The sequence below is a fragment of the Streptosporangium amethystogenes subsp. fukuiense genome (assembly GCF_042665875.1).
Taxonomy (GTDB): Bacteria; Actinomycetota; Actinomycetes; order Streptosporangiales; family Streptosporangiaceae; genus Streptosporangium; species Streptosporangium fukuiense.
Window position 1 is genome coordinate 7,475,258 of record NZ_JBHTEE010000001.1, and the last position, 20,832, is coordinate 7,496,089.

Annotated in this window: 20 protein-coding genes; 10 read left to right on the top strand and 10 right to left on the bottom strand. The window is 69.8% G+C overall.

Going from position 1 to position 20,832, the window contains the following annotated elements; genetic code table 11:
* Positions 1-26 precede the first annotated feature (26 nt).
* Complete coding sequence (locus tag ACFQVD_RS33180) at positions 27-2,534, top strand: ATP-dependent Clp protease ATP-binding subunit (protein ID WP_030905625.1); 2,508 nt, start codon at positions 27-29, stop codon at positions 2,532-2,534.
* 505 nt (positions 2,535-3,039) lie between these two features.
* On the top strand, positions 3,040-3,990 hold the full coding sequence (locus ACFQVD_RS33185; protein WP_343962239.1) for a TIM barrel protein: 951 nt from the start codon (positions 3,040-3,042) through the stop codon (positions 3,988-3,990).
* Positions 3,991-4,113: 123 nt separating this feature from the next.
* Here ACFQVD_RS33185 and ACFQVD_RS33190 read toward each other — a convergent pair whose 3' ends face one another.
* Positions 4,114-4,989, bottom strand: coding sequence for an A/G-specific adenine glycosylase (locus tag ACFQVD_RS33190; protein ID WP_343962241.1), 876 nt, complete (start codon positions 4,987-4,989; stop codon positions 4,114-4,116).
* A gap of 144 nt (positions 4,990-5,133) precedes the next feature.
* Here ACFQVD_RS33190 and ACFQVD_RS33195 point away from each other — a divergent pair, with 144 nt between their 5' ends.
* The gene (locus ACFQVD_RS33195) at positions 5,134-5,820 is read left to right on the top strand and encodes a hypothetical protein (protein ID WP_343962243.1); all 687 of its coding nucleotides are present in this window, start codon (positions 5,134-5,136) and stop codon (positions 5,818-5,820) included.
* Between the two features lie 169 nt (positions 5,821-5,989).
* On the opposite strand, the gene disA is transcribed toward ACFQVD_RS33195, so the two are convergent.
* From disA to ACFQVD_RS33220, 5 genes are all read right to left on the bottom strand, one after another.
* Positions 5,990-7,075 (bottom strand): DNA integrity scanning diadenylate cyclase DisA, encoded by a 1,086-nt coding sequence (gene disA, locus ACFQVD_RS33200; RefSeq protein WP_343962245.1) that lies wholly within the window; start codon positions 7,073-7,075, stop codon positions 5,990-5,992.
* 93 nt (positions 7,076-7,168) lie between these two features.
* Positions 7,169-8,572 (bottom strand): DNA repair protein RadA, encoded by a 1,404-nt coding sequence (gene radA / locus ACFQVD_RS33205; RefSeq protein WP_343962247.1) that lies wholly within the window; start codon positions 8,570-8,572, stop codon positions 7,169-7,171.
* Between the two features lie 103 nt (positions 8,573-8,675).
* On the bottom strand, positions 8,676-8,990 hold the full coding sequence (trxA, locus tag ACFQVD_RS33210) for a thioredoxin (protein ID WP_343962249.1): 315 nt from the start codon (positions 8,988-8,990) through the stop codon (positions 8,676-8,678).
* The gene (locus ACFQVD_RS33215) at positions 8,987-9,367 is read right to left on the bottom strand and encodes a MerR family transcriptional regulator (RefSeq protein WP_343962251.1); all 381 of its coding nucleotides are present in this window, start codon (positions 9,365-9,367) and stop codon (positions 8,987-8,989) included. The genes trxA and ACFQVD_RS33215 overlap by 4 nt, the downstream gene beginning before the upstream one ends.
* A gap of 112 nt (positions 9,368-9,479) precedes the next feature.
* The gene (locus tag ACFQVD_RS33220) at positions 9,480-10,178 is read right to left on the bottom strand and encodes a class I SAM-dependent methyltransferase (protein ID WP_343962253.1); all 699 of its coding nucleotides are present in this window, start codon (positions 10,176-10,178) and stop codon (positions 9,480-9,482) included.
* Positions 10,179-10,417: 239 nt separating this feature from the next.
* Between ACFQVD_RS33220 and ACFQVD_RS33225 the strand changes: the two genes are divergently transcribed.
* The 6 genes from ACFQVD_RS33225 (at position 10,418) to ACFQVD_RS33250 (ending at position 16,533) form a co-directional block, all read left to right on the top strand.
* Positions 10,418-11,227 carry a sugar phosphate isomerase/epimerase family protein gene (locus ACFQVD_RS33225; protein WP_343962255.1) on the top strand — a complete coding sequence of 270 codons (810 nt, stop codon included), beginning with the start codon at positions 10,418-10,420 and terminating at the stop codon, positions 11,225-11,227.
* Between the two features lie 11 nt (positions 11,228-11,238).
* Entirely contained in the window at positions 11,239-11,868 is a 630-nt protein-coding gene (locus ACFQVD_RS33230) for a TetR/AcrR family transcriptional regulator (RefSeq protein ID WP_343962257.1), read from the top strand.
* Positions 11,869-12,075: 207 nt separating this feature from the next.
* Entirely contained in the window at positions 12,076-14,196 is a 2,121-nt protein-coding gene (locus tag ACFQVD_RS33235; protein WP_386272999.1) for a heterodisulfide reductase-related iron-sulfur binding cluster, read from the top strand.
* Positions 14,197-14,365: 169 nt separating this feature from the next.
* Entirely contained in the window at positions 14,366-15,160 is a 795-nt protein-coding gene (locus ACFQVD_RS33240; protein WP_343962503.1) for a hypothetical protein, read from the top strand.
* A 32-nt stretch (positions 15,161-15,192) separates the two neighbouring features.
* On the top strand, positions 15,193-16,233 hold the full coding sequence (locus tag ACFQVD_RS33245; protein ID WP_343962261.1) for a glycosyltransferase: 1,041 nt from the start codon (positions 15,193-15,195) through the stop codon (positions 16,231-16,233).
* An 18-nt stretch (positions 16,234-16,251) separates the two neighbouring features.
* Positions 16,252-16,533: a metal-sensitive transcriptional regulator gene (locus tag ACFQVD_RS33250; protein WP_030905552.1), complete on the top strand. Its 282-nt coding sequence runs from the start codon at positions 16,252-16,254 to the stop codon at positions 16,531-16,533.
* A gap of 88 nt (positions 16,534-16,621) precedes the next feature.
* Here ACFQVD_RS33250 and ACFQVD_RS33255 read toward each other — a convergent pair whose 3' ends face one another.
* The 3 genes from ACFQVD_RS33255 to ACFQVD_RS33265 form a co-directional block, all read right to left on the bottom strand.
* Positions 16,622-16,903, bottom strand: coding sequence for a hypothetical protein (locus ACFQVD_RS33255; protein WP_343962264.1), 282 nt, complete (start codon positions 16,901-16,903; stop codon positions 16,622-16,624).
* Between the two features lie 115 nt (positions 16,904-17,018).
* Positions 17,019-18,362 (bottom strand): hypothetical protein, encoded by a 1,344-nt coding sequence (locus tag ACFQVD_RS33260; RefSeq protein ID WP_343962266.1) that lies wholly within the window; start codon positions 18,360-18,362, stop codon positions 17,019-17,021.
* A 167-nt stretch (positions 18,363-18,529) separates the two neighbouring features.
* Positions 18,530-19,072: a gamma carbonic anhydrase family protein gene (locus ACFQVD_RS33265; RefSeq protein WP_343962268.1), complete on the bottom strand. Its 543-nt coding sequence runs from the start codon at positions 19,070-19,072 to the stop codon at positions 18,530-18,532.
* 140 nt (positions 19,073-19,212) lie between these two features.
* Between ACFQVD_RS33265 and ACFQVD_RS33270 the strand changes: the two genes are divergently transcribed.
* Positions 19,213-20,400: a hypothetical protein gene (locus ACFQVD_RS33270; RefSeq protein WP_343962270.1), complete on the top strand. Its 1,188-nt coding sequence runs from the start codon at positions 19,213-19,215 to the stop codon at positions 20,398-20,400.
* 197 nt (positions 20,401-20,597) lie between these two features.
* Here ACFQVD_RS33270 and ACFQVD_RS33275 read toward each other — a convergent pair whose 3' ends face one another.
* Positions 20,598-20,828, bottom strand: a complete 231-nt coding sequence (locus tag ACFQVD_RS33275; RefSeq protein ID WP_030905540.1) for a hypothetical protein — start codon at positions 20,826-20,828, stop codon at positions 20,598-20,600.
* Between the last annotated feature and the right edge of the window lie 4 nt (positions 20,829-20,832).

Sequence of the window (20,832 nt, forward strand, 5' to 3'; positions counted from 1 at the left end):
CTGACCGCTCTGTGAGGAGCGACGAGATGTTCGAGAGGTTCACCGACCGCGCACGGCGGGTTGTCGTCCTGGCCCAAGAAGAGGCCCGGATGCTCAACCACAACTACATCGGTACGGAGCACATTCTTCTTGGCTTGATCCATGAAGGTGAAGGCGTTGCCGCCAAGGCTCTGGAGAGCCTCGGCATCAGTCTTGAAGGTGTGCGTCAGCAGGTCGAGGAGATCATCGGCCAGGGCCAGTCCGCGCCGTCGGGGCACATTCCGTTCACCCCGCGTGCCAAGAAGGTCCTTGAGCTGTCCTTGCGCGAGGCGCTGCAACTGGGTCACAACTACATCGGCACCGAGCACATCCTGCTCGGCCTCATCCGTGAGGGCGAGGGCGTGGCCGCCCAGGTGCTGGTGAAGCTGGGCGCCGATCTCAATCGGGTCCGACAGCAGGTCATCCAGTTGCTCCACGGCTACCAGGGCAAGGAACCGACCGCCGCCGGCGGTCCGGCCGAGGCCGCTCCTTCGACCTCTCTGGTGCTTGACCAGTTCGGCCGCAACCTGACCCAGGCCGCTCGCGAGGGCAAGCTCGATCCGGTCATCGGCCGGGAGAAGGAGATCGAGCGGGTCATGCAGGTCCTGTCCCGCAGGACCAAGAACAACCCGGTCCTGGTGGGTGAGCCCGGCGTCGGCAAGACCGCCGTCGTGGAGGGCCTGTCCCAGAAGATCGTCAAGGGCGAGGTGCCCGAGACGCTCAAGGACAAGCAGCTCTACACCCTGGACCTGGGCGCCCTGGTGGCGGGTTCGCGCTATCGCGGTGACTTCGAGGAGCGCCTGAAGAAGGTCCTCAAGGAGATCCGCACCCGCGGCGACATCATCCTGTTCATCGACGAGCTGCACACGCTCGTCGGCGCGGGCGCCGCCGAGGGGGCGATCGACGCCGCCAGCATCCTGAAGCCGATGCTGGCCCGAGGCGAGCTGCAGACCATCGGTGCCACCACCCTGGACGAGTACCGCAAGCACCTGGAGAAGGACGCGGCGCTTGAGCGGCGTTTCCAGCCGATCCAGGTGGCCGAGCCCAGCCTCAGCCACACGATCGAGATCCTCAAGGGTCTGCGGGACCGCTACGAGGCCCACCACCGCGTCTCCATCACCGACGGTGCCCTGGTGGCCGCCGCGCAGCTGGCCGACCGCTACATCAGCGACCGGTTCCTGCCGGACAAGGCGATCGACCTCATCGACGAGGCCGGCTCGCGCATGCGCATCCGCCGCATGACCGCGCCGCCGGACCTCCGCGAGTACGACGAGAAGATCGCCAACGTGCGGCGCGACAAGGAGTCCGCGATCGACGCGCAGGACTTCGAGAAGGCCGCCGCCCTCCGGGACCAGGAGAAGCAGCTCCAGCTCAAGCGCGAGCGCCGGGAGAAGGAGTGGAAGGCCGGCGACATGGACGTCGTCGCCGAGGTCACCGAGGAGCTCATCGCCGAGGTCCTGGCGACCGCCACCGGCATCCCGGTCTTCAAGCTCACCGAGGAGGAGTCCCAGCGACTGCTCCGCATGGAGGACGAGCTGCACAAGCGGATCATCGGCCAGGACGACGCCATCAAGGGCCTGTCCCGCTCGATCCGCCGCACCCGCGCCGGTCTGAAGGACCCGCGCCGCCCCGGTGGCTCGTTCATCTTCGCCGGTCCCTCCGGTGTCGGTAAGACCGAGCTGTCCAAGGCGCTGGCCGAGTTCCTGTTCGGGGACGAGGACGCGCTGATCATGCTGGACATGTCGGAGTTCATGGAGAAGCACACCGTCTCCAGGCTGTTCGGCTCGCCTCCCGGCTACGTCGGATACGAGGAGGGCGGCCAGCTCACCGAGAAGGTGCGGCGCAAGCCGTTCTCGGTCGTGCTGTTCGACGAGATCGAGAAGGCCCACCCCGACATCTTCAACTCGCTGCTGCAGATCCTGGAGGACGGTCGCCTGACCGACGCCCAGGGCCGGGTGGTGGACTTCAAGAACACCGTCATCATCATGACGACGAACCTGGGCACCCGGGACATCTCCAAGGGGCAGGGGGTCGGCTTCGCGAAGAGCAACGACGCCGAGTCCAACTACGACCGGATGAAGTCCAAGGTGCAGGAGGAGCTCAAGCAGCACTTCCGGCCGGAGTTCCTCAACCGTGTCGATGACATCGTGGTCTTCCACCAGCTCACGCCGAAGGAGATCATCCGCATCGTCGACCTGATGCTGGCCCAGGTGGGCCTGCGTCTGAAGGACCGCGACATGGGGATGGAGCTCACGCAGGAGGCCAAGCAGCTGCTGGCCGACCGTGGCTACGACCCGGTGATGGGCGCCCGCCCGCTCCGTCGTACGATCCAGCGCGAGCTGGAGGACACCCTGTCGGAGAAGATCCTGTACGGCGAGCTCCGTCCCGGCCAGATCGTGAAGATCGGGATCGAGGGCGAGGGGGAGAACGCGAAGTTCACCTTCGTCGGTGAGGACGCGCCGGTCGACCGGGTTCCCGACTCGGCCGCCGCCATCGCGGAGCCGATCCAGAACTAGGCCTGCGGGCCCTGGCCGTTGAGGACCGGTCAGACGGTGCCTCGCCAGGTCGGCGGAGGTCACCGCAGCGTGCTGCGGTGACCGGCGACGGCCCGGCGAGGGGTCGTCCGGCCGCGTCGGGCGGAATCCAGGGCACCGGGTATGGCCTGGTCAGGCGGAAAGGACAGACCCCGCCGTGAGGATACTCACGGCGGGGTCTGTCTATTTGTTACCAAAGAAGGTGTCTCGCCACGATAGGTAGTACTACACTGCGTAGAGCGAGTTCGATAAGTCTTGCCCGAGTGATCCGTGGGTCGCAGTGATCGCGGTGAGATCGGCGTCGAGGTCAGCCTGGCGACGTACCGGGAAATCAGCTCCGTGAGTGACGCGGAGCCCGGTGGTCGCACGGAATGCTTCGGACGGCCGGGTCGAGCTCCCGGCAGGGAGAGCCTCCGGCTCACGGCGCTGGAACACCGGCGTGGGGCGATCGGAGGCGCTTACACGGAAGTACTTCTTGGAGGCACGCATGCGTTTACGGCACGAGGACGGGACGCTCGTTCACCTGGCCTACAACGCGGGCGTGCACCCCGCCGAGGACCTGGAGAACCTCATCGCGCACCTGACTAGGTACGCGGTGCCGGTGCGCAAGCGCCTCGGAGTGGAGCGCATGGGCGTCGGCCTCTGGCTCTCCCCGAGCGTCGCCGACCATCTCACCGCGGACAGGATAGAGCTGGTGCGTCTGCGCCGCTCCCTTGAGGAGCGCGGCCTGGAGGTCGTCAGCCTCAACGGAACCGGCGGCAGGAACCAGGAGTCCCCCGGTCCCGACTGGGCCAAGCCCGAGCGTTACCGCTACACGATGGCACTCGCCAAGATCCTGGCCTTCCTGCTCCCGCAGGACGTCCGCTTCGGAAGCATCTCCACCATCCCCATCGGCTGGCGCCGCGACTGGCCGGCCGACCTGCACGCGATAGCCTCGCGCCGACTGGAGCGCCTCGCCCGCGAGCTGCGCGGGCTGTACAGCGTCACCGGAAAGACGATCAGGGTCGGCTTCGAGCCGTGGCCCGGCTGTGTCCTGGAGACCACCAAGCAGGCGCTCGACAGGGTCTCCGGCATCGACTCCGAGCACCTGGGGGTCTGCCTGGACGCCTGTTACCTCTCCGGCGGCGCTGAGGAGCCCGGAGTCGCCCTGCGCGGCCTGGCGGATGCCGGAGCCCCTGTCGTCAAGCTCGGCCACGTGCACAACCACATGGCCGCCGCCTGCCAGGAGCTGCCCAGCACCCGCTCGGTGCTGGAGGACACCCTCACCGCGATGCTCTCCGGCGCGGTGAACGGCACCGCTCACATCGAGGTGGAGACGCACGACCTGGCCGTGCCGCTTCGGGCCAAGGGGCCCGGCGCACTGGTCAACGTGATCGCCGAGGAGCTCGACTGGGCCCGCACCAGCCTCACGGCTCTCGGCCTGCGCCTCGCCGCCTGATCGCCTTCGCCCGCCAGGTCCGCGGCGCGGCGGTGGGAGCCTTTCCCGCCGTGCACGGAGGCCCCGGCGGGAAAGCACCCGGTGACCGTGAGCAGGGCGGCAGATGCCCTGCCGAGGGCACGTTCAGCCGGGTAGGCGGTAGGTGCCGTCGTCGAGGACCTCGGCCAGGCCGTCGGAGATCAGGCCGTCGAGGGCGCGCTCTCGCTGCGGGGCGTCGTCCCAGACCACGTCGAGGGCGCCCTTGGGCACCGGGCCGTGGGCCTGGCGCAGCACCGCGAGGAGACGGCCGCGGCACTGGCGGTCCGTGCCCGCGTACGTCTGGCCCCTGCGCGCGGGACCGTCGTAGGCGGGCTTGCCCGCCAGGCGCCAGGCGCACAGGTCGCTGACCGGGCAGTCGGCGCAGCGGGCGGCCCGAGCGGTGCAGACCAGTGCGCCGAGCTCCATGACGGCGACCGCCCAGACGGGGGCGCGGTCGGCGTCGGGGAGCAGCGAGGCGGCGAGCCTGCGCTCGGGGGGCGTGGTGGCCTTCGGCGGGTATTCCTCGCCGCTGACGGCCCGCGCCAGGACCCGCCGCACGTTGGTGTCGAGGACCGCGTGCCGGCCCCCGAAGGCGAAGCTGGCGACCGCGGCCGCGGTGTACTCGCCGACGCCGGGAAGCGCCAGCAGGGCGTCGTGCTCCGAGGGGACCTCGCCGCCGTGCCGGTCGGTGATCGCGCGGGCGCACGCGTGCAGGTTCAGCGCCCGGCGGGGGTAGCCGAGGCGGCCCCAGTGGCGCACGGCCTCACCGGGGGCTTCGGCGGCGAGGGAGGCGGGCGTGGGCCAGCGCTCCATCCACTCGGTCCAGACGGGCAGCACCCTGACCACCGGTGTCTGCTGCAGCATGATCTCGCTGACCAGGATCGACCAGGGCGAGGCGCCGGGCGCCCGCCAGGGCAGGTCGCGGGCGTTGCCGGCGTACCAGTCGAGGACGGGTTCGAGTAAGCGGTTCGACTCGGGCACCTTTTGACGATAGTGCGGGATCAGGCCCCCTTGTCCCTCCTTCACCTGCCTTCACCCGCCTTCTGATGATGATCGGTGGCCGAAACGGGGACGGTAGCGGCGGGTCTCCCCCTGTGGCCCGCGAGCACTAACCATACTGTTGGTATGGATCCCGACACGTTCCGTAGCGATATCGGAGCCGACATCTACTGGCGGCGCCGGATGGCCGCGCTCGTCGGTGTGCTCGTGGTGGTCGCCGTCGTGGCGTGGGCCTGCTCGTCGACGAGCGGGCCGCAGGACGCCCGGGAGAAAGGCACCTCGGCCGCCAAGAAGGACGTGCCGGACCCGCTGCTGGCCATCCTGCCGACCGTGACGGTCATCCCCTCGCCGTCCGCGAGCCCGTCCGCGAGCCCGACCCCGGAGCCGAGGGAGAGCAAGGCGGCCCCCAGGCCCCGGCGGCCCGGTGAGGCCTGTACCTCCCCGCAGCTCGTACTGAGCATGGAGGGCCAGGGGACGGTCTACCCGCCGGGCATCCGGCCCAGGTTCATCCTCACCCTCGTCAATGTCGGCAAGGTGATGTGCACCACGGACGTGGGGCCGCGCACCATGGAGGTGCGCATCACCTCCGGTGACGACCGCGTGTGGTCCTCCTCCGACTGCGTCAGCGGCGAGACGGAGAACATCCGCAAGCTCGACCGGGGCATCCCCTATGTCCGGGAGCTGGTGTGGGACCGCCGCAGGTCCGGGAACGACTGCACCGCCGACCGCGTCGCCGCGCGTCCCGGTACCTATGTCGCGGTGGTGCACGCCCCAGGCCTGAGGAGCCGCAAGGCCGTCTTCCACCTTCGCTAGCGATGTCCCCCCGGGTTCACCGGGCCGGTGAACCCGGGGCACCGAAGGGCCGCCTTCGCGAGGCGGCGACCGGAGAACCGGCCGAGGTTCGCGGCCACTGCCCGCCCAGGCCGCCGGGCGAGGCGTACCGGAAGGACCCGGGAGCCTCCGCGCTCGGCCGGGGGATTTCTCACACGTAGCGTTCCAGGATGGACGACTCGGCCAGCCGGGACAGGCCCTCGCGGATGTGGCGGGCCCTGGCCTCGCCCACCCCGCCCACCTCCTGGAGGTCGTCGATGCTGGCGGCCAGGAGCTTCTGCAGGCTGGCGAACTGGTCGACGAGGCGCTCGACCACCGTGCCCGGCAGGCGCGGAACCTTGGCCAGCAGGCGGTAGCCCCTGGGACTCACCGGTGTCTCCAGGGCGTCGTTGCCCGAGTGGCCGAGGATCTGGGCGATGACCGAGAGGTCGAGCAGGTCGGCTGAGGAGAGCTGGTCGAGCTCGTGAAGCGCCTCGGCGAACCTGCGCGGGCGGCGGCCCGTCACGGGCAGGTAGTCGCGCACGATCAGTTCGAGGTCGCTCTCCGTGCCGGCCACGAGCTCGTCCAGCTGCAGGGAGAGCAGGCGGCCGTCAGTGCCGAGTTCCACCACGTAGCCCGCGATCTCCTCGGAGATGCGCCTGACCATCTCCAGCCGCTGGGCGACCACCGCGATGTCGCGGACCGTCACCAGATCCTCGATCTCCAGCGCCGAGAGCGTGCCGGAGACCTCGTCCAGGCGGAGTTTGTAGCGCTCCAGCGTGGCCAGGGCCTGGTTGGACTTGGACAGGATGACCGACGACTCCTCCACCACGTAGCGGATGCCGTCGAGGTAGAGGGCGATGATCCGCATGGACTTGCTGAGCGAGATGACCGGAAAGGAGGTCTGCAGGGCCACCCGCTGGGCGGTGCGGTGCCGGGTGCCCGACTCGTCGGTGGGCAGGGACGGATCAGGCATCAGGTGCACGGCCGCGCGCACGATCCGCAGGTCGCCGGAGTTGAGGACGATCGCGCCGTCCATCTTGGCCAGCTCGCGCAGCCGGGTCGCGGAGAACTCGACGTCCAGCTCGAAGCCGCCGCTGCAGATCTCCTCGACGGTGCTGTCGTATCCGAGCACGATCAGGCCGCCGGTGTGTCCTCGCAGGATGCGCTCCAGGCCGTCGCGCAGGGCCGTGCCCGGTGCGACGGCGGCGAGGACGTCCCTGCGGCGTTCGTCGAGCCCTTTGTACGTTGCTGCCACATGACCCCCGTGGTCTGCGTATAGCGCTCAGCTTACCGGCGAAGGCCCCGCCCGGCCCGAAATCATCTGACGACCACGGGCCGCGCTCGCGCCTCAGGTGACGTGGGTGAGGGCGTCCCAGACGTTCTCCGCCTCGACCACGTCGAAACCGGGCGCGAAGGCCGCGCCGCGCCCGGCCATCGGGACCAGGGAGTTGTCGCCGTTGCGTCTCTTGCCCACCTCCAGGGAGCCCGCCGGGACCAGTGCCCGGGTGAAGCCCAGCCGCGCGGCCTCCGACAGGCGGCGCCGCACGTCGCGCACCGGGCGCAACTCCCCTGCCAGGCCCACCTCGCCGAGCACCACCAGGCCGGCGGGGAGTGCCTTGTCGCCGGCCGCGCTGGCGACCGCCAGCATCACGGACAGGTCGACCGCGGGATCGCTGAGCTTGATCCCGCCGACGGTCGCGGTGAAGACGTCGCACCCGCCCAGCTTGGCGTTGAGCCGCCGTTCCAGCACGGCCAGCACCATCGTCACCCGGTAGGTGTCCAGCCCCGAGGAGGAGCGGCGCGGCTGCTGGGCCTCGGTCCTGGCGACCAGTGCCTGGACCTCGGCCGGCAGCGGCCGGGTGCCCTCCAGGGTGACCGTGACGCACGTGCCGGGCACCGGGTCGGTGCGGTGTGAGACGAACAGGCCGCTGGCGTCGGTGATGCCCTCGATGCCGCTCTCGTGCAGGTCGAAGCAGCCGACCTCGTCGACCGGGCCGTACCGGTTTTTGATCGCGCGGACCAGGCGGAGGCGGGAGTGCCGATCGCCCTCGAAGTGGAGCACCACGTCGACGAGGTGCTCCAGCGTGCGGGGGCCGGCGATCGAGCCCTCCTTGGTGACGTGGCCGACCAGCACGGTGGCCATACCGCGCTCCTTGGCCAGCCGCACCAGGTTTCCCGCGACCTCCCTGACCTGGGTCACCCCACCGGGCACGCCGGTCGCCTGGGCCGAGCCGATCGTCTGCACCGAGTCGACGATGAGCAGGTCGGGCTGGACCTTCTCGACGTGTGAGACCAGCGCGCCCAGCTCGGTCTCCGCGGCCAGGTAGAGGCGGTCCTGGATCGCGCCGATCCGGTCGGCCCTGATCCGCACCTGGGCGGCCGACTCCTCACCCGTGATGTAGAGGACGGTCTGCTGCCGGGCGATCTTGGCCGCCGCCTCCAGCAGGAGAGTGGACTTGCCGATGCCGGGCTCACCGGCCAGCAGCACGACGGCCCCGGGCACCAGGCCGCCGCCGAGGACCCGGTCGAGCTCGGGCACCCCGGTGCCGCGCGCGTGCGCCACCTCGGCCTTGACCTGGCCGATCGGAACCGCCGGCGCCGACACCGCTCCGGCGGAGGCCACCCGCGCACCCGCGGGTGCCGTCTCCTCCTCGACCGTGCCCCAGGCCTGGCACTCGCCGCAGCGCCCCACCCACTTGGCCGTCTGCCACCCGCACTCGGCACAGCGGTAGCCACCAGCCTTCTTCGCCATGGCCGCACGTTACCTGTAGGACCCGACAACTTTCACCCGGCGGGGGCGCCGTACCGGATGGAAGTCGTCCGGGGAGGCGCCGGACGGTCCTTCGGACGTGCCGTCAGATGTGGCCTTCGAGGTCGGCCAGGAGCAGGCGCTTGGGCTTGGCGCCCTTGATCTGCCGGACCACCTCGCCGTCCTTGTAGAGGTTGAGCGTCGGCAGGCCGAGGACGCCGTACCTCGCGGAGATCTCGGGGTAGTCGTCGGCGTTGAGTTTGGCGATCGTGAGGCGGTCGCCGTACTCGGCCTCGATCTCCGCCAGGACCGGCGCGATCATCTTGCACGGCCCGCACCACTCGGCCCAGAAGTCGACCAGGACCGGCTTGTCGCTCCGCAGCACCTGCTCGTCGAAGTTCTCGCTGGTCAGTGTGATCATGGTTTTCCCGCTTTCCTCAGTACGCATCCTGGGCAGGCGGTGGTCAGCTGTGCCGCCACCTCCGCCCTCCGGGTGAGAAGCGCGCGGATCTCGTCGTCGATCTGGGCCAGCTTGCGCTGGTAGACGGCCACGGACTCCGGGCACGATCCCCCCGAGGCGTGCCCGGCCCGCAGGCAGGCCACGAACGGTCGGGCGTCCTCCAGGGTGAAGCCGACGGCGAGCAGCGACCGGATCTCGGAGACGAGCCGCAGGTCGGTCTCCCCGTACTCCCGGTAGCCGTTGGCCGAGCGCCGGGCCGTGATCAGTCCCTGCTGCTCGTAGTAGCGCAGTGCCCGGGTGCTGACACCCGCCCGCCGCGCCAGCTCGCCGATCCGCATCCGGTCCTCCTCATGAGCCGACGATAAACCTTGACATCAACGTCAAGGTCAAGCCGGTGTCCCGTTGTTCCTCCTCGCGCCCGGCCGGCGGGCGGGTGGCCGCGGGACAGGCTCAGAACCGCCTCCAGCGCAGCAGGTTGGGGTAGGCGATCTCCAGGCCGGGGGTCTCGGCGATGGCGAGGTCGGCGACCGGGGGGGTGAACTCGATGCGGAGCACCGCCTCCAGGTCGGCGCGACGCTCGAAGCACATGCGCAGGTCGAGTTTCTCCACCTGCCAGCCCTGACGGTTCCAGAAACTCTCGACGGCCTTGGCCGAGTACGCGGGGATGGACTGGCTGAACCAGCGGCCGAAGGCGCCCCGGGTGGGGTCGATGTCGATCACGAAGGCCGCGCCGCCGCGTCGCGTCACCCGGGAGAGTTCGGCCAGGCCTGGTTCGCAGCCGGGGCCGAAGAAGTAGGCCCAGCGAGCGACGGCCACGTCCACGGAGGCGTCGGGCACCGGAAGCGCCTGGGCGGTGGCGGTGTGGATCTCGACGTTTCGCAGGGCATGGCAGCGGCGCCTGGCCAGCCGTACGAGATCCTCGTGCGGTTCGACGCCGATCACGCGGGCGGCGGTGGCGGCCATGGCCGGCAGGTGGTAGCCGGTGCCGCAGCCGATGTCGAGGACCGTCGCCCCGGTCCACGAGCGGACGGCGGCCATCGCGGCCTCGGCACGCCCCTCGGGATCCACCGCCCGGTTCTCCAGCTCGTAGGTCTGGGGGGTGTTCCAGATGTTGGGGCTGGGGATGGCCCCCTTGGCGAACCTCGGCATGCCCTTACCGTAGTGACTCCTCCGTCCCGGTGAGGAGAGCGGTTCCTCGCCCCCTCCTCGAACGCCCGGCGGTCTCCTCGCCGGACACGACGATGTGATCTCGGTCGCGTCGGTGGTGGCGGACAGCACTGCTCGCCGGACCCGCTTAGGCTGGCAAAGGTGAGCGACATGAGCGAGCGGGCCGGTATGCCCAGCGGTGTTCGCCAGGGTGTGCTCCGAGCCGGAGACGAGGAAGCGGTATGAGCGTCCGTGTATCCAGCGCGAAGATCGCGCTGTCCACCGCGTCGGTGTATCCCGAACGCACCCCCGATGCCTTCGAGTTGGCCGCGCGTCTGGGATACGACGGCGTGGAGATCATGGTGGGCGCCGACCCCGTGAGCCAGGACATCGATGTCCTGGAGCGCCTGTCGGACCACTACCAGCTGCCGATCCTGGCCATTCACGCGCCGTGTCTGCTGGTGACGCAGCGGGTGTGGGGCAAGGACCCGTGGGCCAAGCTCCAACGCGCGCAGCGCGCCGCCGAGCGGGTCGGTGCCAGGACCGTCGTGGTGCACCCGCCGTTCCGCTGGCAGCGCGACTACGCGCGCGACTTCGAGCTCGGCCTCGCCAGGATGCGTGAGGAGACCGACGTGGTCTTCGCGGTGGAGAACATGTTCCCGCTGAGGGCCAGGGGCAACGAGGTGGTTCCCTACTCGCCCGACTGGAATCCGGTCGACTACGACTTCCCGCAGGTCACGCTGGATCTGTCGCACACGGCGGTGTCCGGGTCCGACGCCATGGAGATGTTCACCAAGCTCGGCGACAGGCTGGCCCACCTGCACCTGGCCGACGGCCTGGGGGTGTCGAACAAGGACGAGCACCTGGTTCCCGGGCGGGGCGGCCAGCCGTGCGCGCCGATCCTGGAGCGGATGGCGGGCAACGGCTACTCGGGGCTGGTCGTGCTGGAGATCAACACGCGCAAGGCCGCCAGCCGCACCGAGCGGATCGACGATCTCGCCGAGGCGCTGGCCTTCGCCCGGCTGCACCTCGCCGCGTCCAGCAACGTATGAGCGAGCCCGTCGTGAGCACGCCGTCCGCGAACGGCTCCGCCCAGGACGGGGCCGGAGCGGTCAGAAGGCGCCCGGGGCGCAGGCCGGGGTCGGCTGACACACGCGGGCAGATTCTCGCGGCGGCGCGCGAGACCTTCGCGGAGAAGGGGTTCGACAGGGCGACCATCCGGGGCATCGCCCGGCAGGCGGGGGTGGATCCGGCACTGGTCCACCACTACTTCGCCGGCAAGGAGGGGATGTTCGTCGAGGCGATGGAGCTGCCGATCGCTCCCGAGAGCATCGTCTCGACCGTCCTGGCGGGGCCGCGCGAGGAGGTCGGCGAGCGGCTGGCCCGGTTCATCCTGACCATCACCTCGGACGACGGGGCCCGCCAGCCGCTGCTGGCGCTGGTCCGCACCGCGATGACCAACGACCAGATGGTCGTCATGATCCGCGAGTTCATGACGCAGGCGCTCCTGGCCCGGGTCGCGGAGGTACTGGGAGTCCCGCCGATCCGGATGGAGGCGGCCTTCGCGCAGCTGTTCGGCGTGGTCCTGGTGCGCTACGTGCTCAAACTGGAACCGCTGGCCTCGGTGGACATCGAGGAGTTGGTCGAGCTGCTCGCTCCCACGATCCAGCGCTATCTCGACGCGCCTTCCTAGCCTCGGCGGCATGTAGAGCATTGTTCTGGGAACGGTGTTGACCGTAAGGTGGCCACGGCCGCCGTCCGCCTCGGCTTGAAGTTAAGTTACCGATCAGTAGTATTTATGGTGACCCGTCGTCAGCGTGGATGACAGGCAGTCGTACGCTGTCAGCCAACGTCGTCTGTGGGAGGACCCGTGCTCTGGGTAGCGATTATCGGGCTGGTCATGACAATCGTGGCGCTCGCGCTCGCCGCGCGCCGCGTGTTGTTCCTGTACAAGCTCGCCACCATCGGGCCGGGCGCGCCCGAGCGCGTCGAGTACGCGAAGAACAACCTCGGTGAGGAGCTCAAGGCACAGCTGGTCGAGGTTTTCGGGCAGCGGAAGCTGCTGAAGTGGACGGCGTCAGGTATCGCGCACTTCTTTGTCATGTGGGCGTTCCTCATCCTGGCGACCGTCTACCTTGAGGCGTACGGCGCGCTGATCCAGGGGGCCGTCACCGGAACCCCCGACTTCCACATCCCGCTCATCGGGACGTGGCCGATCCTGGGCTTCCTGCAGGACTTCATCGCGGTCGCGGCGCTGCTGGGACTCATCGCCTTCGCGACCATCAGGATCAAGAACGCTCCGAAGAAGCTGGGCCGCAAGTCCCGCTTCTCCGGGTCGCACCTCGGCGGCGCCTGGCTCGTCCTCTTCATGATCTTCAATGTGATCTGGACGATGTTCCTCTTCCGCGGCGCCGCGGCCAACACCGGCAACCTGCCCTACGCCTCGGGGGCGTTCGCCTCCGACGCGACGGCCGCGCTGCTCCGGCCGCTGGGCGAGACGGCCAACGAGGCGATCGAGCACGTCGGCCTGCTCCTGCACATCGGCGTCATGCTGGTGTTCCTGGTGATCGTGGTGAACTCCAAGCACCTGCACATCTTCACCGCGCCGATGAACGTGGCCTTCTCCCGCCGCCCGGACGGCAACGGCGCGGCCCAGCCGATGCGGATCGACGGCAAGGTCGTCGACTTCGAGGACGAGGACCTCGACGGTGACCGGCTCGGCCGGGGCAAGATCGAGGACACCACCTGGAAGGGCTTCCTCGACTTCTACACCTGTACCGAGTGCGGCCGTTGCCAGTCGCAGTGCCCGGCCTGGAACACCGACAAGCCGCTGTCGCCGAAGATGCTGATCCTGGACCAGCGCGACCACGCCTTCAAGGTGGCGCCGTACCTGATGGCCACCCAGGAGCAGCGCGCCGACCTGCACGAGGACGTGCTGGCCCTGCTGGAGAAGCCGCTGGTCGGCGAGGACGGCGTCATCCACCCCGACGTGCTGTGGTCCTGCACCAACTGCGGAGCCTGCGTCGAGCAGTGCCCGGTGGACATCGAGCACATCGACCACATCCTCGACATGCGCCGCTACCAGGTGATGGTGGAGTCCAACTTCCCCTCCGAGGCCGGCGTCATGGTCAAGAACCTGGAGAACAAGGGCAACCCGTGGGGGATGTCCGAGATGAAGCGGGCCGACTGGATCGAGGAGCTCGCCGGCCGCGAGGTCGACCCGATCGAGGTCCAGCTCATCGACGAGAAAATGGACGAGGACACCGAGTACCTGTTCTGGGTCGGCTGCGCGGGCGCGCTGGAGGACCGGGCCAAGAAGACCACCAAGGCGGTCGCGGAGCTGCTGCACGTCGCGGGTGTCAAGTTCGCGGTGCTCGGCCCGATGGAGGCGTGCACCGGTGACCCGGCCCGCCGCCTGGGCATGGAGTTCCTCTTCGACATGCTGGCCAAGCAGAACATCGAGACGCTGAACGAGGCCGGGGTCAAGAAGATCGTCGCGACCTGCCCGCACTGTTTCAACACTCTCGCCAACGAGTACCCGCAGCTGGGCGGCACCTACGAGGTGGTGCACCACACCCAGTTGCTGGCCAAGCTGGTGGACGAGGGCAAGCTGATCCCGGTCACGCCGATCGAGGAGAAGATCACCTACCACGACCCGTGCTTCCTCGGGCGCCACAACAAGGTCTACTCCCAGCCTCGCGACATCATGGCCAAGGTGCCCGGTGTGCAGACCCAGGAGATGCACCGTCACAAGGACCGCGGCTTCTGCTGCGGCGCGGGCGGCGCGCGGATGTGGATGGAGGAGCGGCTCGGAAAGCGCATCAACACCGAGCGGGTGGACGAGGCACTGACCACGGACCCGGACACCATCTCCACGGCCTGCCCGTTCTGTCTGGTCATGCTCGGTGACTCGATCAACGAGAAGAAGAACGCGGGCGAGGCCAGGGAGACGCTGGAAGTCGTCGACGTCTCCCAGTTGCTGATCAAGTCGATCAAGGGCCAGCCCGTCGAGGCATCCTGACGCCCGATGGGCGAACGTCAGGCGCGGCATTTTTTCTCATGTCGCGCCTGACCTGCGGTCAAGATCTCATGAAAAGGACGTAAGGTCCAAAAACCTTCCTTTCACATAACGGTCAAATCACGGTAACCTCAACGTCGCGTAGCTCATTCAACGGGGAGGGGGCTTGACGATGCCCGCCGTCGTCAGCGATGCCGAGGTAACCCTGGCCGATGTTCTCTCATTGAGGCTGGCCGTCGACGAGCCGCTGGCCGACGGTACCGAGCTGGTCCTGCGCAACCGGGCCACCGCGGTCGAGAGCCGGGTGCCGCTGGGGGCGCCGGGCGTACGGGTGCGCGAGGCGGCGCTGGCGGTCTCGCTCGCGCCGCTGGAGCTGGGACCCGGCCGCTGGGACACCTACCTGCAGCAGGGCTCGTCGCGCACCCGGCTGCGCAGCGTCGACCCCGGGTTCTCCCTCGACCACCTGGACGCGTACGCGCTGAGCCGCCGCACGCTGGCCTACCGTGCCTACCGGACCCGTAACGGCTTCCTGGCCCTGAAGATCGACGACGCCCGGCCGGCGGCCGAGGTCCGTTCCGTCTGGTTCAGGGAAGGGCGCTTCGAGGTCACCGGGCTGCTGGCCTTCACCGGCCTCGACGACGACGAGGCCCGGCACGAGGCGCGGCTCGCCCTGCGCCGCAGCCGGCCGGACGCCGAGCTGACCTCTGTTGCAACGGTCCAGGGCGTGCGCTTCCACGCCGCGCTCTCACTCTGCGACGTGCTCGCCGCGGCTCCCGACCAGACCGGTACCTGGGAACCCTCGCTGCGGGTGCGCGGCGTGGACACACCACTCCGGCTGGGCTCCCGGCTGGACGACGTCGACGGCAAGCGCCGCCGCCTGCACTATCCCGCCGCCCAGATCGACGGGGTGCCGATCCGTCCCTGCTACACGGCGGACGACGAGCTCAGGATCGAGGTCGGCGGGTGAGGATCTGCCTGCTCGTCCCATCCGTCTACGGTATGCGTGGTGATACCCGCTCGGTGGTCAACCTCGCGGGAGAGCTGGCAGAACGTCACGACGTCGAGATCATCAGCGTCCGCCGCCAGCGCGAGAAGCCGTTCTTCCCGGTGGCGCCCGGTGTGAAGCTGTCCTGGGTGGTCGACGCCCAGCCGGGGGTACGGCACCTGCTCCCGCGCGGCCAGATGCGCACCGAGGTCGCGCTCTGGCGGCGGTTGCGTGGCCTGAAGGCCGACGTGCTCATCAGCACCCGCCCCGGCCTGAGCGTCCAGGTGGCCAGGCACGCGCCGCGTGACGTCGTGCGGGTCGCCCGCGAGTGGGGCCGCCCGCCGGTACCGGGGCCGATCAGGAGGTTCTACCCGCGCCTGGACGCGGTCGCCGTCGCCACCGAGTCGAGCAGGCAGGAGTGGAACCGCCTGCTGGACGGGAACGTCACGGTCGACGTGATCCCGGACGCGCTGCCCGCCGGGCCGTGGCCACGCTCGCGGATGGACAACCGCATCGTCGCCGCGGGCGGGCGCCTGGTCACGGTGAAGGCCCACGACCGGTTGATCCGCGCGTTCGCCGCCGTCGCGGGCAAGCGCCCCGACTGGCGGCTGCGCCTGTACGGCGGGGGGCCCGAGGAGAAGCGCCTGCGGGCCCTCGTCGGCGCCCTCGACCTGCACAACCACGTCTACTTCATGGGCACCACCTCCGACCTGACCGGCGAGTTCGCCAAGGCCTCGATCGTGGCGACCACCTCCAGGACGGAGGTGCTCGGGATGACCGTGATCGAGGCGATGGCCAGCGGGGTGCCGGTGATCGCGTTCGACAGCCCGCGGGGAGCGGGCGAGTTCGTGGCCGACGGGCGGAGCGGGGTCCTGGTCGCCGAGGGGGAGGGCGAGATCGAGGCGTACGCGTCCGCGCTGCTCGCGCTCATCGACGACGAGCGGCGGCGGCGGGAGCTCGCGGCGGGGGCGCTGGAGGCCGCGGCGGTCTACGGCGCGGGCGCGGTGGCGGGCCACTGGGAGAAACTGATCGCGGCTACATCCCGCTGTGCCTGACCCGGGTACCGTTGGGACATGCATGGGTACAGCGGTGACAAGCAGGCTTATCTGACCCGGTTACGGCGGATCGAGGGGCAGATCAGAGGTCTGCAGCGGATGGTCGAAGAGGATGCCTACTGCATCGACGTGCTGACCCAGGTGTCCGCCGCCACGCGGGCGCTCCAGGCGGTGGCGCTCGGCCTGCTCGAGGATCACATCGGTCACTGCGTCGCCGACGCCATCAACATCGGGGGCCCGGAGGCGCAGGAGAAGGTCAAGGAGGCGTCGGCCGCGATCGCCCGTCTCGTCCGTTCGTGACTAGTCACATGACTATTTTTTCCGACCACGTCCCGGACCCCGTTACAGGGTCCGGGACCGGGTCTTGAAAACGGTTCCTCCGGTGGCTTCAGCAGACAGCCGAAGCACTCAACCCGAGCGCGTTGTCGAGCTCCACCAAGGTGAGGGGCCGTTCGCTGATGGCGACGGCGGACAGCACCTCGGCATAGAGCGCGATCTCGTCCAACGCGACACGGTCGTGGACTCTAGAGTCCAGGTCGTCGTGCCCCACCGCGTCGTCCTTCCTTCCGCAGCCCACACCCACTTCGAGGTTACGGCGGGCGGTCATCGGTGCCCATGGCCCATCGGGACCATTCCTCGCCCCGCCCGGCAGGTCCTCAAGGAGGATCATTTCCCGATTACGAGATCACAATTCAGCTAATTGTCTGATGCGTAGGGGCCTAGAAGGATATAGGGAGAGTAAGGATGAAATAACTCTATTTGTGGTTTAAGCATACTGGTATGTGTCAGAAGTGGCGTGGATAGGTTCCCGACACTCCTGGGAAGGGGTCGTCCCGCTCGTGTGTCAGCCGGTGCACGACGGCCGAGGCCGTCGTGAAGCCGCGCTCGGGTATCTCGGTCCCGGTGAGACGACACCACGCGAGCCCGGTGGCGTAGGCGGCGCCGAGCAGGGCCGCGGCCGAGGCCCGGTCCGGCGGGTGGAGCGCGGAAGGCAGCTCGCCCGAGCGCGGCCAGCAGCCCCGCAGCGGGTGTGCGGCGTCGGTGAGCACCACGTGCAGGATGTGCCGCAGCTCGGGATCCAGCCACGGGTAGAGCCCGTCGGCCACCCGCGGCGCGAAGGCCGCCAGGTCGGCGGCGAGCAGCGAGGCGGCCACCGCCCGTGGGTCGGCACCCATCGGGGCGAGGAAGCCCAGTGTCTGGACCAGGTCGTAGACCATGTGCTGGAAGTGGTCGCCGGGTGAGGCGTCGGGCAGCGTCAGGTGGACCGGGCAGCGCGAGAGCCACGCGTGGCGCACCACCTCGTCGCCCTGGTGGGCGATGACGGGGTCCTGGCAGGCCCGGCGGAGCAGTGGTTCGATCATGGCCAGCAGGGCGTCGGCGCGCGGCCCGAATCTCGGGTCGCCGCGTACCGCGGCGGCGGTGTCGGCCATCAGCGCGACCAACCGCAGGCCCGCCTCGGGGTGCCCCGCCCTGACCCGCTCGCCGTACAGCGCGACCAGCTCGTCCAGCGAGGTGGGCGGCAGCCAGCGGACCCACTCGTCGCCGGGCAGCGGGCGGGCGAGGAACTCCCCGAACATCGACAGCAGCACCTCGTTGCCGTCGAAGGCGGGGGCGTAGGCGCACCACATGAGCGTGCCCCAGATCGCGGCGACCGGGCTGGCCACCTCTCCGGCGAAGAGCCGGGCGAACGGCCCGGTGAGCGGGAAGTCCTCCCTGCGCCTGCCTCGCTGGGCGACGACCAGCTCGCGGACCCGCTCGGTGATCTCGTAGGGCACGTCGGGGCCGACGAACCCCTGGACCGACCCGCGGTCGACGGCGAAGTCGGGGCCGGGCGGGATCAGATGCGGCAGCACCATCGAGGTGACCTGGACGACCTGTGCCGCGGCGCGGAACTCCCGGTCGGCGGGAGGCGCGGTCAGGTACCAGCGGCCGTCGGCGGGATCCTGGCGGTACCACCGGGCGTGGGCACCGAACAGCCAGCGCCCGCCGTCCGGGGTGGCCAGCGTGCGCTGGGCGATGGCCTGGGCCCGTGCGAGCGGAGGGAGTCCCGTCCACCGGTGGTCGGCGACCATGATCCGCACGTCGCGCTCGATGGCGTCGAACCCATCCCACTGCCACATGCCGGTCATCGGCATTCCGGGGCGAGGGCCCCTGGCCTCAGCCACGGGCGGGATGCCCCTGCCTCCCTTCGGTCAAGGTGGTGTCCGGCGCCGCGATCGCCAAGCGGGCCTCGCACGATCGTAAGGCTCTCCCGGTCGCTCCGGCAGGCGGGCGTCCAGGCCGGCGGGCGTGCCGTTCAGACCGGCGGCAGAACGGTCGCGGCCCGATGGCGGGCGGCCCTGGCGACGTAGCCGGCCGAGGTGCGGGCGAAGGAGTCGCGGTCGTCGTCCGTGAGCTCTCGGACGATCTTCCCGGGGACGCCCGCGACGAGTACCCCCGCCGGGATCCGCTTCCCCGGTGCCACCAGGGCGCCGGCCGCGATCAGCGACCCCGCGCCGATCCTGGCGCCGCCCAGCACGATCGCGCCGATGCCGATGAGCGCGCCGGTCTCCACATGGGCCCCGTGCACCATGGCCTTGTGTCCGAGGCTCACCCGGGGCTCCAGCACGGCCGGTTCGCCCGGGTCGGAGTGCAGGCAGCACAGGTCCTGGATGTTGCACTCCTCGGCGACCTCGATGTCCTCGTCGTCCCCGCGGAGGACCGAGCCGTACCAGACGTTCGCGGCGCGGCCCAGCCGGACTCTTCCGACGACCACCGCTCCCGGGGCGATGTAGGCGTCCGGATGAATCCGCGGGATCGCGTCGCCGTCGAGGGCGGCGATGTAGGGCATGGCGTTCATGGAGACGATGTTAGAGGGGGGCGTTCTGTCCGGTATTTCGGCAAGCAGGTGGCGTGTTCAGGTTGCAGAGTCGGGCAGTAAGCAGGAAAGTCGTCTCCTGACGTCACCTTTCCCGCCACACAACCTCCACGGGCAGTGCCATGACAAACCAGCACGAGAGCTTTCCCGACCTGATGCATGAGGACTCGTTCGAGGTCGTCATGCGCGGTTACAGCCGCCGACAGGTTCACGACTACATGGACCGCCACCGCCACCAGATCCGCGACCTGGAGGAGCGGCTCGCGCGCGCGATCGGCCAGGCCGAGCAGAGCCGGATCGAGCTGTCCGAGGCGCGCAAAAGGCTCTCGGACGCCCCTCAGGACTACGACGAGCTCGGCGAGCGGCTCAGCCAGATACTGAAGCTGGGCGAGGAGGAGGCCGCCTCCAAGAGGCAGGTCGCGGAGGCGGAGGCGATCAAGCTCCGCGACGACGCGGCCGCCGAGTCCGAGCGACTGATCACCTCCGCGCAGGATCGGGCCGAGGCCCTGCTGAACGCCGCGCAGCAGGAGGCCGAGCGCCGGGTGGCCGAGGCCACCGCCACCGCCGAGCAGCGACTCGCCCAAGCCGGCAAGGAGGCGGAGGAGACGGTCAACGCGGCCCGTGCCGAGTCCGAGGAGACCCTGCGCAGCGCCCGTGCCGAGGCCGACCGGATGGTCACCTCGGCGAGGAGGGAGGCGGAGCAGACCGTCGAGCACGCCCGTGCGGAGGCCGACTCCACGCTGAACACGGCCCACGCGGAGGCGCGGGCGACGGTCATCGCCGCCAACACCGAGGCGCACTCCACGCTGTCGGCGGCCCAGCAGCGGGCCAACGCCCTGGACGAGACCACCGGCCGCCGGGTCGTCTACCTCACCGACACCCACCACGAGGTCATGCGCCGCCTGCACGAGATGGGTGCCGTCCTGGGCGACCTGCTCCACCGGGAGAGCAGTGCGGGTCCCCTGGTCGACGAGGACGCGGTGCTGCCCCCGGCCCGTGTCCAGCCCGCGCTGACGGCTCCCGCCCCGGTCGAGGCCGCCAACGATGTCTCCGGGGTCGCCGAGGTCTCTGACGGGACGCCGGGCGCCGTGTCCGACGGCACCGAGGCATCGGCGGAGCACACCGAATCCGAGCTCGTTGACGCCGCACCCGACCTGGAGTCCGTACGGGTGATCGTGGAAGACGACGCCCCCCGCAAGGACGCCGGCGACCGTTCTGCCGAGGAACTCGAGGTGTACGACGACACCGACGTCGACCTCACCCAGCCCGTGGGAAAGAACGGGGAGAGGCACGCCGCTCCCCGCAGGTGAGTTCCCCTCGCCAGGAGCGTGAGCCGGGATCGGCGCGGCTGACCGTGGATCTCAGCGGTGCCACCACGTGGCCGGAGCCCGGAGCCGTCCGGAGGTCAAGCGGAAGCCCCCGCCCCCGATAGGGTCGGGGGCTTCCGCGATTGGGGGCCCGGCGCCGGGACCGCATCGGATCCGCTCACCCCGGCACCGGGCGGTCTTCAAGTGTCCGTCTCCGGCTCCGCCTCGCCGGAACGTTCCCGCTGGACGCGCAGGTGCTCACGCAGCTCCTCCGGGCCGTCCGCGTCGATGGTCATCGCGCAGCCGACATCACGCTGGGCGGAGGTCAGCGGGTGGTGGCGGGTTGCCCACCACCTGCCCGCGTCGCTCCGCCAGATCGTCCAGTCGGGAAACTCCCGGGCGATTTCCGCTAGATGTCGGTCGAAAGACATCCGT